This is a genomic window from Phormidium sp. FACHB-1136 (genome assembly GCF_014697375.1).
Taxonomy (GTDB): Bacteria; Cyanobacteriota; Cyanobacteriia; order Phormidesmidales; family Phormidesmidaceae; genus Nodosilinea.
Map to the genome: position 1 here is coordinate 51,780 of NZ_JACJRS010000011.1, position 13,062 is coordinate 64,841.

Consider the following 13,062-nt stretch of genomic DNA (forward strand, 5'->3'; position numbering starts at 1 on the left):
ATAGTTAGATTGTGGAATAACGATGTTTCAGGAAGGGAACACTAAGGAACTTAGGCGCGAAGTCGGGCAAGTGACAGAAGGCCACACCCATAGGACTTGCCGCGACCAATACCTTGCTGCACAGCCGTCATAAACGTGCTGGGGGCTGTCACCTCTAGGGTGCCTTGGTAGAGGGCGGTCGTCAGCCGTACCGGAGCTTGCCCCTTTTGCTTCGTCCCAAACACATTGGGCGAGGGAATAATATCAACCTCAAGCAGTCGGAATCCCTGGCATTCTCCCTGGCGTTCTAGCCAAGCCAGTTGATCCGGGCGGTGGTAAAACCCAGTAATCTTCTTGGTTTTGAAGTCCCGCTTACTGGGGTTAGCCCGAAGACGGAACTGAAAGCGCCCCTCCGGGAGTAGGTTCATTGATTTGATCGAATGGTTATTTAGATACCCAATTGGTAGCTTATGCCAGTCGGGTTCAATCTCAGACTGAACTAAGACCACATCACTATCTGGCTCGTGGCGAAAGAGGATGTGCCAATCTTGGCGGGGCTGAGCACGGTCTTCCTCATCAGGAAAGGCTTGCATCATCCGCTGGTGAAACTTGTGGGCATTGCTCAAATCTCGCAACACCACCGTTTCACGGGGATTGAGGATTAGCTGGGAAAGGTACATAAGACCTCCGGCGAATGATAGGTGGTGGCAACAGTGCGGCGACCAAAGCGGCGACGTTGCCAATCGAGGGGCACATCCTGACGGGTATCGGTACCATCCTCAGCGTCTAGCACCAGGCGCAGGGGAAATGGCGGAGCCTTTCGGCCTCGATGCTCATAGGTGGCTGTTTGCAGGGCAATTAAAAGGGGCTGTTTCACAATGCCCACTCGGATAGGATGGCTAGGGATAAAGCTTTTGCGACCAAAGTACAGTTGCCAACAGGGAGATTGGAGAGCTGCGTCCAGTTGAGTGAGTAATTCAACCTCTCCCTCTAGGCCCACTAAGTAATCGGCATCGGCCACATAGTAGCGCTCACTCAGGGTGGTGTTGGCCTTTTCCTTATCCCACAGGTTGTCCTGCACAGTGTGATAATCCCGCTGCAAGACACCTTCCTTGTTCACGCGCACCCCCATCTTGAGAGCGGCGAGGTCGTAGATAGATTCCCATCGGGGACGCCCCAGGGCGGCACAGAGCAGTCCAATCACCGCAGATTTAGTCGGCTCACGGCGGCTATCCCGGTGGCCAAACTGGCTGTGGTCGCCCCAACTCATCATCGGTGCCCGGAGTCGCATCAGGAGAGTGGACATCCTACTTTCCTCCGTTGCTGAGAGCAGCTTCTAGAGCTTCCTTCAGAAGTGTTTCCACTGACTCTCGTTCTACCTCGGCCAGGGCGTTAAGTTGCTCGGCTAGGGTTGTACGGGTAACAATGCCTTTATAGACTACGCCAGCCTCGCCATACATTTTGGTCAGATCGGCCCAGTGAGTATCCAGTGATTTAACGGCATTTTCTAGTAGGCTCCTTCCACCCTTCGGGGCAATGGGATCTTCAAAGGCATCGACTAGGGAAACAGGTTGCCCTTGACGGACGATGGCCACCACCGCAGCGGGACGAGTGTGGGCAGCAAACCCATTTTGATGGCCGCTGGGAATCGCTTGAACAAAGGCATCAGCAAAAGCTTTGATCACCGCATCTAGGTGATCCGTCCCACCCAAATTTTGGGCCAGTTGGTTGGTATCTAGGGTGGCAAAGCGATAGTAGGTAGAGCTGTTGTAGCCCGTTTCGCCCATGTGGTCGGCTCCGGTTTCGTCGTTGCCGCCTAGATCGTCCACAGCGGTAAAGAAGTCAAACTCCTGTTGTAGGGTGTTGACGCTGATAGCGTGGGCCATTTGCACAGCAGCATCCACATTCACTGTGGGTAAGGAAGCCATCATACGGCCAAAGAGGGCTACATCACCCGGTTTGCCAGTTTCAACTAAGGCTTTTTGGATGGTCTTGGTAATCTCCTTGGGTAGTTCTGGCTTTTCTCCAATGAGTCCGGGCTCAATAGTTACCCAGTTGTTGCCAAGGACATTAGCGATGGCCGCGAGTTCTGTCTGTCCTAGGAAAACAATGGTCGTCGCTTTGCCTTCATCGTTAAATTTGAGCTTGAGTCCTTCCTCCAACGCTAGACGAGCAGCGACGGTAGCCCGCTCAGCGTCAATGCCTTGTCCAATCAGGAGTTCCTGAAGCTTGGGAAGCCAATTACGGGAGCGATCAGCAAATTGGACTGGATCGAGATCAGCGTATTCTTGATAGAACTTTCGCACCGCCCGCTTTTGGCACTGGCTAGAAATTCGGGCACGGGGGCGACCACCAAAGACAGTGGACTTGGGCATTCCGTTTTCATCCCGGTTTAGATTGGCAGGGGGAAAGCTTTGGATTAGATGAAGTTCGAGTTGCATGATGAATCTTCCTGCTTGAAGGTATTGGACTGAAGAATTGAATTAGTCTTTGCTAGACTTACTTGCCTTCAATTCACAATTGACAACTAATCTTGTCTATCGGAGGCTTGATCAGATTGAAGCTCTTTTTGCAAATTTGAAGCGCCCCAAAAGGTTCTCGCCCACTGGTCTTGGATGTATTGATCAGGATGTTCCCAACGGCACAGATCGGCAATAAGCTGGGGATAATAGACAGAAATTCTCTTATCTTTCTTGCTTTTCATCTGCCGCACTAGGGCTGTGATTGGAGACTGAATATCATCTAAATCGGTATCTAGCAACGTTCTAAACCGTCGTTCTGGGCCTTTGGAGTCACTGCTGTTATGTAAGTCCAGGCAGCTTTTGGCAAAATTACGGGGGGCTGACTCAGAGTCTTGGACATGGAAAATCGAGAGGCAAGCGATGAAGATCCAAATATCCTGTTGCCGCTCGTGGATACCCTCTAGGTAGGGCAGCACAAAAGGATAGACCTTGCGAATATACTTGTGTTCGCCAGATAGTGCCCGCTTGAAGGTAGCTTTAGCACCATTGTCATTTTCAATGCGCTCTGTAACCGTCCGAAGGAAATTCACTTCTCGCTCTAGACGAGGACGAGATGTGGTTTGAGTTGTGGTCATGAATTAGAATCCTACTGAGCAATGGCTTGTTTTTTCCTGGCAGCAGCTTTAATTTTCTTGGCTTCCTTCTCCTCTGGGCTAGCCCGTAAATCGGCTAGTTTCCATTCCAGAGTTCGGAGAGCGGCGGATCTTGCTTGGTAGTTGCGGATAGAGATAATGGAGTCAGTGAAGGCTCTACGGGCAATGTCTTGAACAATTTTTGTCCAAGCGGGGAGTTCTGTATTGCCATAGATAGGAATGCCATCGGCTCCGGTATGGATATCATTGGGTAAAGCATTCAGTAATTTTAGGAAGGCATTATCAAGGCTTGCCCAATAACGAGATTCCCCATCAAGAGCATTAGCAAGACTACCAGCATCTCCGTTGTTCAACGCCTCGGCTAGGGCAAAGTAAGGGCTACCTCGAAAGGAACGAAAAACTTGTTGATGATCTTCTGCGATTGTGATTGCTATCTTCAACGTTTGGGCTAAATTCCCATCGATCACGTACTGGATTGGTGCCGAAAACTGTTCCCAACTCCAGCCTAGGGGCTTAGCCTTATCCGCACTGAGACCAGAGATTTGTAACGTGACTACGTTTTCTACCAGATCCTCCTGCTTCAAGTTGGCTAGCCAATCCATAATGCGGGGACGTTTTTGATTGTCTGCGGTTAGCAAAAAACTATCAGCATTGCGCCAAAGCTGCTTAGTCAAGGACAATCTCACAGGCTTGTCCTCGCGATAGGCAACCCCACACTCCCACTGTTGAGGTAGCACTTTATCCGGTAGGGAATTACCCATGGTGATTGCCAACTGGCTGACCTGACCATCTTCAGGAAATAGGCGTAACCGTCTCCAGGGAAAAGTCAAATAGCTAATGTAGCCTTTGGGAACCGTTTTTTGGGGTCTACCTGCATAGCTGGTTTCCCAGGCAGGTATATCCTCACCCGTTACCACACTGGGTACCTCCGAGGCCGGATCGTAACGCATCAGGTTAAACATCAGCGTTTGCTTAAGAGTGCTGCCCCGAATCAGCACATTAGCGGCATTTACTGTGGGAGTATTCACTGCCGAGCGATTGCCGCTAGATTGCCCCACATAGAAGGCACGTAGGCTGGTAATATCTACACCCTGAAGCCTTACCAGTAATCGGGCCGATTGGGCTAGGGAAATGCTGTAGCCGCTCCATTCATGCTCGTGGGAAAACACCTGGGAGGTGCTCATGGTGTGGATGGCATAGATGGGAACTGCTTTCTCCAAGGGCAAGATGGGATCTTGCATAAAGGGCTGTTCTGGGTGGAGTAGATCAAAGCGATTCCGCCATTGGTTGAGATACGTAATGGCCGTTTGCCCGTTATCCTCAAAGATTTCTTCCCAGTGATCTTCATTTTTTGGCCCCTGGTAAGCACTATGGAGAATAGCCAGCAGTAGGCGATAGATCGCTAGAGTCGTCGGTGGGTTATCTGCTTGAATTTCTCTCCAAGTCTCCCAAGTTTGAAATAGTTCAAGCAGGGAGATTTCCTGTATCTGAAAGTCTTGATTCACCACTGGAAGCCAAGACTCATCAATCAAGTTAAATGACATTTTTGGCAAACCTCCTTCAAGATTGTTTTTCTTTCTCAATCAACACCCCCAGCAGCGGATCAAGGGTCAGTTGCCAATCCCCCACCACGGCTACCCCCTGGGCGTTGACCTCCACATAGCGACAGTTCCGCAATAGGGCCGATGTCCAGGTGGGGGGATTAGCCTGGGCTAACAAGGCTTTCACAAGGGGTGGCTTGGAAATACGGGTGCTGTGGGCCAATAGTTTGCGAATCATGGCTAGGTCAGGCTTGGCAGTTAGGTCTACCGAATCCTGGGTGTCCGGCAATACCAGCCCTGCCTCGGCACGTTGCAAAAAGATGGTGGCTACAGAGGGTTCACCTAGGCGGGTGGCGGCGGCAATTGCGCTTTCGTCATCCTCCTTTCTCAGGTAGGTGAACTCATCGGGCTTGGTGTCCGCATGGGGGGGCGGAATTTTGACCAGGTTGGCGCGGGTCTTCTTAGCCTCTTCCTCCTCGGTTTTGTACTTTTCCAGGGAGGTTTGCCAGTCCTCGGCATGAATAGCCTCTACACCTTCAGGAACGGCCATCTCTAAGTCATAAACCGACTCGATGAGGCTATCCATCTCCTGGGGCAGTTGAACTTGGGGACGTTGCCGTAGAGCAAGCCAACTCCTGAGTAGGATGTGACGGTCATAGATATAGCCGCTCTCCCTAAAGTCTGCTTGGCCTTGATTGGTAAAACTAGGTTCCACAATCCACAAGGTTGGGTTTGCTAGTGGGGTTGGTCGTCCGTCGCGGGTGTGGCGATGGAGCCGTCCAGAACGCTGGAGTAGTAGGTCAATGGGTGCCAGGTCACTGATCATCAGATCAAAGTCAACATCTAGGCTCTGCTCAATCACCTGGGTCGCCACTAGGACAAAGCGCTGGGGCCGATAGTCAGTCCCTTTGCCAAATTTTTCTAGGCAGTCCTTTTCGATCCGCTCCCGATCCTTGAATAGAAATCGTCCATGGAAGAGACCCAGTTCTTCGGGTGCAAAGTGCTCTTGCAGCCGTTGGTAGACTGCCTGGGCACGGTTAACGGTAGAGCAAATCACCGCCACACAACCGCCTTCATCGCTTAACACCTGGTGTAGTTCAGCGGGCCATTCGTCATCGTTAGCCCAGCGAATGGCCAAGGCTCGACAAACATGATCTGAGGCAGCAAACGAATGGGCCGAAGCTATTCCACCTGAGAAGGCTGTAATACGGGGATAAGGTGCCTCTGGTAAAGCTGGCGCTGGCTGGTTACAGCCCGTGGCATAAGCCGTGAGCAATCTTTGACGGGTGGCACTGGGCAAGGTCGCAGAGAGGGCGATCACTGGAGATCCCAATACAGCAGCCCACTCTAAGAAGCGCTCTAGCAGAGTGCTGGTATAGAGGTCATAGGCATGAATTTCGTCCAGGATGATCGTGCGTCCGGCTAAACCAAAGAGGCGAACAAATTGATGACGGGATCTCACGACCCCCATCAACCCCTGATCCAGGGTACCCACCCCAAAGGGACTCAGCAAAGTTCGTTTGCGGGCCGTGTGCCATTCGCTGGCAAAAACACCGTTGCCCTCTTGGTCGTAGACCTGATCCAACCGACAGACGGTTTCTTGATAGTCTCCCTGGAGGGCTGCGGCCCCATGGCTTAGGGTGAGATTCACCACCTTATCGGCATAACGCTTTTGTAGAAACTCCTTAACCCGTCCAAACATGGCGTTGCTAGTCGCTTGAGTTGGCAGACCGATGTAAAATCCGCCTGCTCTGGCCTGGTGTTGTAGGTGATCGGCTAGGTAAAGAGCGGCTTCGGTTTTACCTTCTCCCATCGAGGCTTCCACCATTACTAGACATGGAGGTTTCAAGTTCTCCGACAGTTCAATCGCACTTGACTGAAGAGGCCGAGGTGTTGTGATGAAATCAAAGAGTTCAGCAAAGGAAAGCGGTTGTCCTGTAGCTGGCTGTTGCCATCCTTGCTGGATTAGGGCTTGCTGGGCTTTGTGAGCTAACCCTGCGGCATAAGCGTCAAAGGGTTCATCGTTAGCATAGGGAAAGCTCACAGGGTTGGAGGCTAGCCAATCAGACACAGTAGTTAAACCTGCTAAAACCATGGCAGCAGCGTTACTACATTGGTTGGGTAAATCGCTAGTCGTAAGATTCACGAACCCTTGTAACTGCTGAAAAATCCCTAGACTATGTTGTCGCCAAACACTGTGTTCATCGGTGCCTGCGATAACGCTGTCTAAGTCATCAATTTCCTGCTGAGCCGGGAAAAATCCATGGTGGCCACCAACAATTGACCCCAGCCGTCGGGCTAGTCGCTTAGCGTGGCGTGTGGAAAGCTTAGAACCTACCCCAATACCGACTAGAAACTCTGGTAACGTTGCTGCCGTCACTAGGCCATGGGGTGCATTTCTTGGTTGCTGTCGCTCACGGGGCAAGGAAGACCAGCAATCGTAAAGAGTCTCTCCTGCAAGGATTTGACCCACCTTGCTCACCTGAAACTGAAAGGCAGGGCTAACCTTACCCAGGTCATGGCTACCCGCCATAAAGCCACAGAAGCGTACTAGGGATTCGTCATTACCTAGCCCTAGACCATTGGCTAAATGTTCCTTTGCCACAGGACTCAGATAAGCCCTCACAATCTCCATCGCCACGGCGGCGGTATCTGCCAAATGACAAATAACGGGATGGTATTCGGGCTGTCCATCGGCCCTAACATTTCCCTTACCTGTTTTGGCCCAAAATCTTGGCTGATTCATTCCAAGCCCCGTTGACTGTAACGCTGTTCCATTCCCTCGATCTCCTCTCGCACCATCGCCACCAACTCCGGTGGCTCCAACACCCTTGCCCCCCGTCCATAGCCCAACACCCACCGCTTCACATCGTTCATGCCCCGTACCACCATTTGCAGCGTCACCGCCCCATCCTTGTGCTCCTGTAGCTCCTGGGTGGGGTGCCAGCGCCGTTCTCGGATATAGGGCGCGGCCTTGGCATCAAACCAAATGCGTACCGTCACCGGGACACCGCCTACCTCATGTTGAAAAATCATCTCCAGGTGGTCTTTGGCGTTGAAGTCCGGCTTGCGCTCAAAGCTATCCCCCAGCAGCTTGAGTTCACGAATGCGGTCTACCCGGAACCAGCGCACCTCATCCCGCTTGTGGCACCAGCCAATGACATAGGGGTTCGTACCTCGGTAGATGTGCAGCAGATAGGGGTCTAGCACCCGCTCTGAGGTGGCATTGCGGCTGGCGGTGTAGTAGCTCATCCAGACTTGCTTAGACCCTCGACACGCCTCCTCTAGCTGCTGCCAAACATCCAGGTTGAGGTTTGTTTCTGCCCCAGAACGGAAGACCAGGCGATCCTCCGCAAGCTGCTGTAGATCTAGCCACGTTTCCTCCGGTAGGCGCTCGGTTAAGCGGGTAATGGCCGACCGCAGATCCAGGGCATAGGCCGACCCGGCATAGGCTTCCAACATCCTGGCCCCCAAGGTGAGGGCAAAGAGTTCCCCCTTCGAGAGTTGGATGGTCGGAAGTCGCCAGTTGGGTTCCGTGTAGTGGTAGCCACGGGTACGGTGAAATTCCACAGGCGCATGGAATCGATCTCGCATGAATGCAATGTCATCCCGAATGGTGCGCTCACTCACCTCCAGCACATCCGCTAAGGCTTGAGCCGTCTGCCGTTCAGGCTTACGGATCAGTTCATCAATGGTGAGTAGTCGCTCTAGCTGGATGCGCGACATCAGAATGCCTCAACTTGGATGGCCCTAGCCTAATCAACTAACCCGGCGAAAAAGCTTCCGGGTTGCAGGGCCACAGCAAAAAAGTTTGTTATCCCCAGAACAGCCGTTAAGTCCCTTGCAGTTCGCTCAGTCATCAGAACATCATCCCCAGAACATCCCCATAGCAAAACAAGGCAATAGGAATGCCTGACTACTTTGGGTTTATCGGACAACGACCAGGGAGAACGACCATCTCAATGGCCTAGGAACGACATCTAAGCCAAGGAGACTCACCCCTCTAGAGTACCCAACGGATTGACGGAATGCTACATTACAAAACTAAATATTCTAACCCCTGAAATTACTGTCATACCTAGGTTTCAGCCTTCCACTACTGAGGCCCACCTAGCCCACGACGGCATCATCATCGAGGTCTTTGAGGGCTTGTTCTAAGGCCATCCTCACCACCGCCGCCTTCTTGCGTTTGACCTTAGCCGCCGCCTGGGTAAGCCGCTGGTGCAAGGACTCTGGCATATCCACGGTAAAGCGGACGATGCGTTCTGGGGATGTCGGGGTGGGGGTGGCCATAACTTGACCTATGGTTCAATACGCCTATACTATCCTGACCATCGGCCAGCGCTTGGTTTCTGGGGATTCACCCCTTGAGCAAAATTACTTAATGTTGAGCTTGTAGAAATACCTAGAAAATAGGAAAACCTAGGCTTTGGTCAATCCTTTTTATAGATAAAATCCCATAGTGTGCCTGACGCCAATTCATAGTAGGGACAAGTACGTTAATACGAGTGTTCCCTTCTAACTCTTCAATGTAGAGCCTCGGTAGTTATGGAAAAGCGTAGATTCTTGACGATAGGCGGGATTGGGCTGGTCGCTACTGGCCTACTGGCTCCCCTGGCCTTGGCCCAAACCTATAGCGGTAGTGCTGTCTATAAAGTGACCCGTAGCAACGGGACAACCCAGGTCATTGTGGCCAACCGTACCCCAGGGGAGCGGATCACGGTAACGTATCCAGGGGCTACGACTACGCGACGGGTGACGACGAATGAATGTGGTCTAGCTGTCCTACGAGACAGTTCTACCAATGCCCTAGCGAACCTCCAGACCGTCGATGGAGCCGCCATTGACCAAGCTACTTTACCCACCCAGCTATTGCCTCGTTGTGTCAATGGCGTCCTCGAAGAAGCCCGTACCGCTAACTTCAAGACGGGCACGGGAGAGGTGGTGATTGTCAAGACCCCCAACACTGTCTATGAAGCCGTCTATGCAGGGGGGCGCGACCGCAATGTAACCGCGAATGCCTGTGGTTTTGCCGCTATCAATGAGAGTACGTCCTACCCCTGGGCCTCGAATCCAACCATTGTGATTGGTGGCACCACCCACACCATTGCTACCCTGCCAGCGGCCACCCCAGAACCCCTCTGTCGTACCGGGCAACTCTACACCCCGGCGGCATGGCCAGCGCCCTAGAGGATTAGGCTGGCCCTCACTTTTGCTCCTCACATTGCACCCTGATATCCAGCCTCTCTGTACGGAGAGGCTTTTTTGCTATGAAACGACTTCTTCTTTCTGCCCCGCTGCTCCTGCTTCTGAACGCCCCGGCGCTGGCTTCCCAAGGCCATGTGTACCGAGATAGTGAGGGGGCCATTTCTGTCTATCGCCTAGAACCCAACGCCCAGGTGAGAATCGGCATTGATGAACCCCCCAGCCGTAACCTCACCTCTAATGGCTGTGGCCTCCTGGTCGTCAGTGCCACCGAGAACTACCCGACCGCCACGATTCAAGTCAATGGGGCCACCATTACCCCCGCTTCCCTACCCGTTCAGATGCGGCCCGCCTGTCGGCAGCAGGGCAGTGGTCATAGCCTGGATGAAGCCAGACCCCAACATTTCAAAACCCAGGATGGCGATATTGTTGTCGTGGGAAACCAGCCCAATACCCGCTACGAAGTCACCTATCCAGGGCAGCTTAGGATTTTGAGCCGTCGCGTCAATGGCTGCGGATTCCTGCGGGTGCGGGAAACCAATACCATCAACTTCAACCAAAGCATCCTGATCCCTACCACCTCCGTCGAAACCTACGCCGAATTTCAGATCGACCAAATTCCCCAGACCACACCGCTGCTGTGCTATCGAGGGAACCTGTACTATCCCCAGCCCTGGACAGACATCTTTGCCACCGCCATTGTGGGCACCGACATCCCCGCAACGGTGGTGAGTGTGGCCCGTAGCCTGCCTAGTGCCTTGGCTGTAGCCGTAACCGGGGGTGCTGGGGGCGGCTCTACCGGGAACTCTGGAGGCACCACGGGCACCACAGGCGGTAGTACTACGGGCGGCACTACAGGCGGTAGTACTACGGGCGGCACTACAGGCGGTAGTAGCTCGACTGGAGACTCTGGCACCACAGGCGGGGACGCCGGAGGGGGGAGTAGCACCACGGGAGATTCTGGGGGTGGTTCCAGTGACAGCACGGGAAGTTCAGGCACCACAGGCGGGGACTCTGGGAGTAGCACCACGGGAGATTCTGGGGGTGGCTCCAGTGGATCAGGCTCTAGCACGGGGGGGACTGGCGACACAGGGGACACCAGCGGCGGCACGGGGGATGCCGGGGACACGGGAGGCAGTTCTAGTGGTGGAGATACTGGAGGGGGGGCTACTGGTGGAACAACGGCTCTGTATGACTTCACCCTCGCCACCTATAACCCAAGCATCCATGACTTCAATGGTGATGGCCTGGTGGACGATAGCAGCGGCGATGGCATTCCCGACGATAGAGATGGCGACGGTCATCCAGACGGGCCTTGGGGAGATGGAGACATCCCTCGTTCCGCAGGGCCGGGATTCACTGTACCTACAAATGTTGCGGTCTGTATGTCCTACAACGGCAACATTGTGGCGTCCTCATCTAGCTTCGTCCGGGGCCAGCAATATGGCTTAACTGCCGATGATGGCCTCTATCCCATCTCCGATGACAACCCATGGTTTATCGCTGCCAATGCGGGTTCGCTCTCTGGGCCTCCCACCATCCGTTGGCCGGGGAGCTTCAGGCCACCCACCTTCTACCACACCTTCGAGGAAAGTCCAAAGGGCGGCTATATCCTTCGTTCCCCAGACCATCGGGAAATCACGTCCTTCTACTTTTCCAGCCTACAGTCCTGCCTCATGCCGCCCTGGCTAGCGAATCCACCGTCCTGGATCAACTTCAACTAGGTTAGTCTTCGTAGAAATCCTAGTTATAAAATGAAGAGCCTCATCTGCATTTAGCAAGTTGAGGCTCTTTTATATGTCGTCGCTCCCTACCTTTTATGTTTTGAGTCTGTTCACCCTAATCATCATCTTTAGGTTCCGGCTCCTCGCGCAAGGGCGTCCTGGAAACCTGGTCAGCTAATCCAGGGGCAAAGCGTTCACTAAAACCTGCAACAAAGGCAATGGCAGCAAAGAGATAGAGCCTTTCCCTGGGCTGTCTTGACTCCTCTGGATTAAAAATGTTGGAAAAAACTCCAGATTCAATCAGGGATACAACAAAAATGGCAAAGGCCATTCCTATGAATGGTCTAAAAAATCCAATATAGAAAGGATCTACCTTCTTCCTTTTTGTCACATTCACAAGCTTATCTGAAGTCATGATTACACTAACGGAACCTCCTAGCGCTCCCATAGCGACAGAGACAAGTAGAACAAAAATCTCGGCCCATACCAAACTGTTTATTTCGAGGCCGATTATATCCAGTAAATCCTGCTTATCTGATGTATCACTGCGATCTGACGATTCGTCTTCAATAAGACTTGCGAGGCTTTTCTTGGCGTTTTCAATATTTGCTGTATCTTGAAGTCCATTGTTGACAGAAGCACCGATTTGATTGATGGTAGATATTGGCACAGAAATTGAGTCTATAGCGCCTGTCTCCTGTGGCAATGACTCAGGGGACTGTCCACTCTCCTCGACTGGAACTACTGTTGCTTGTGAAGAAATAATTTCGTTTACTTCAGACTTTATTTCCTCTAATGATGTGAACATATTACTCTGGACTGTAATAATATTTTGCACACTGTTTCTAAAAGCTTCTTCGTTAATTTCAGGAGCTTTTCTAGCATGATAAATCATCATCGCTAGTATCGAAGCTGAGGGGAAAACGAAGAATAGGGTGAAAAACCAAACTACTCCTGACAGCAGCCTATCCTCTAGCGTGGCATATCTGGCATACAAACTGGCCAAAGGATTGGGAAATTTTCGAGATTGAATATCAATCTTATAAATAATCTCACGGGCGAATATCAATCTTTGCTGCTGAGATTTCTTTGATTCTTCAGAATCTTCTGTCAAAATGGTTGATGCGGTTTCGAGCATTTCTAAAAGCTCTTCCCGTGGAACGATTATGTCTGGTCGTCCAAATATGGAGTTTACAATAGAATGAACCATTCCATTCTTTTCATCAATATCCTTAGTTCTAGCTATCTGCGATAATAGACCTAGAACTTGAGATAATTCATAGGCAACTGCTGGAGAGACATGATCAATGCTTTGATGAATTTTCTTTTTGATATTGTTTACAATTTCCCGTTCGGCAGGGTTGAGGTCATAGCTGAAATGATTCTCATGGTTACTGATGGATTGTGTCATAGTGTCTAACCACCCCTGATCAATACATTCAAGAAGTTCTTTGCAAACGAATAAAGCCTCAAAATATTGAAGCTCTCCACATCTACT

At 51.9% G+C, this 13,062-nt stretch carries 11 protein-coding genes; 2 read left to right on the forward strand and 9 right to left on the reverse strand.

Annotation, left to right across the window (positions count from 1 at the left end; all coding sequences use genetic code 11):
• Positions 1-50 precede the first annotated feature (50 nt).
• The 8 genes from cas6e to H6G62_RS05535 form a co-directional block, all read right to left on the reverse strand.
• Entirely contained in the window at positions 51-659 is a 609-nt protein-coding gene (gene cas6e, locus H6G62_RS05500; RefSeq protein ID WP_190493114.1) for a type I-E CRISPR-associated protein Cas6/Cse3/CasE, read from the reverse strand.
• Entirely contained in the window at positions 641-1,285 is a 645-nt protein-coding gene (cas5e, locus tag H6G62_RS05505) for a type I-E CRISPR-associated protein Cas5/CasD (RefSeq protein ID WP_190493115.1), read from the reverse strand. Before cas5e ends, cas6e begins: the two co-directional genes overlap by 19 nt.
• A gap of 1 nt (position 1,286) precedes the next feature.
• Positions 1,287-2,420 (reverse strand): type I-E CRISPR-associated protein Cas7/Cse4/CasC, encoded by a 1,134-nt coding sequence (gene cas7e / locus H6G62_RS05510; protein ID WP_190493116.1) that lies wholly within the window; start codon positions 2,418-2,420, stop codon positions 1,287-1,289.
• An 86-nt stretch (positions 2,421-2,506) separates the two neighbouring features.
• Positions 2,507-3,076, reverse strand: coding sequence for a type I-E CRISPR-associated protein Cse2/CasB (gene casB, locus H6G62_RS05515; protein WP_190493117.1), 570 nt, complete (start codon positions 3,074-3,076; stop codon positions 2,507-2,509).
• 11 nt (positions 3,077-3,087) lie between these two features.
• Positions 3,088-4,638 carry a type I-E CRISPR-associated protein Cse1/CasA gene (gene casA, locus H6G62_RS05520; RefSeq protein WP_190493118.1) on the reverse strand — a complete coding sequence of 517 codons (1,551 nt, stop codon included), beginning with the start codon at positions 4,636-4,638 and terminating at the stop codon, positions 3,088-3,090.
• A gap of 16 nt (positions 4,639-4,654) precedes the next feature.
• A complete protein-coding gene (gene cas3, locus H6G62_RS05525) occupies positions 4,655-7,381 on the reverse strand; it encodes a CRISPR-associated helicase Cas3' (protein ID WP_190493119.1) in 2,727 nt (908 codons plus the stop codon).
• Complete coding sequence (locus H6G62_RS05530) at positions 7,378-8,361, reverse strand: WYL domain-containing transcriptional regulator (protein WP_190493120.1); 984 nt, start codon at positions 8,359-8,361, stop codon at positions 7,378-7,380. The genes cas3 and H6G62_RS05530 overlap by 4 nt, the downstream gene beginning before the upstream one ends.
• A gap of 384 nt (positions 8,362-8,745) precedes the next feature.
• Positions 8,746-8,928: a hypothetical protein gene (locus H6G62_RS05535; protein WP_190493121.1), complete on the reverse strand. Its 183-nt coding sequence runs from the start codon at positions 8,926-8,928 to the stop codon at positions 8,746-8,748.
• 255 nt (positions 8,929-9,183) lie between these two features.
• Here H6G62_RS05535 and H6G62_RS05540 point away from each other — a divergent pair, with 255 nt between their 5' ends.
• Positions 9,184-9,825, forward strand: coding sequence for a hypothetical protein (locus H6G62_RS05540; RefSeq protein WP_190493122.1), 642 nt, complete (start codon positions 9,184-9,186; stop codon positions 9,823-9,825).
• A gap of 80 nt (positions 9,826-9,905) precedes the next feature.
• Complete coding sequence (locus H6G62_RS05545; RefSeq protein ID WP_190493123.1) at positions 9,906-11,564, forward strand: hypothetical protein; 1,659 nt, start codon at positions 9,906-9,908, stop codon at positions 11,562-11,564.
• Between the two features lie 115 nt (positions 11,565-11,679).
• Here H6G62_RS05545 and H6G62_RS05550 read toward each other — a convergent pair whose 3' ends face one another.
• Positions 11,680-12,975, reverse strand: coding sequence for a hypothetical protein (locus tag H6G62_RS05550; protein WP_190493124.1), 1,296 nt, complete (start codon positions 12,973-12,975; stop codon positions 11,680-11,682).
• Between the last annotated feature and the right edge of the window lie 87 nt (positions 12,976-13,062).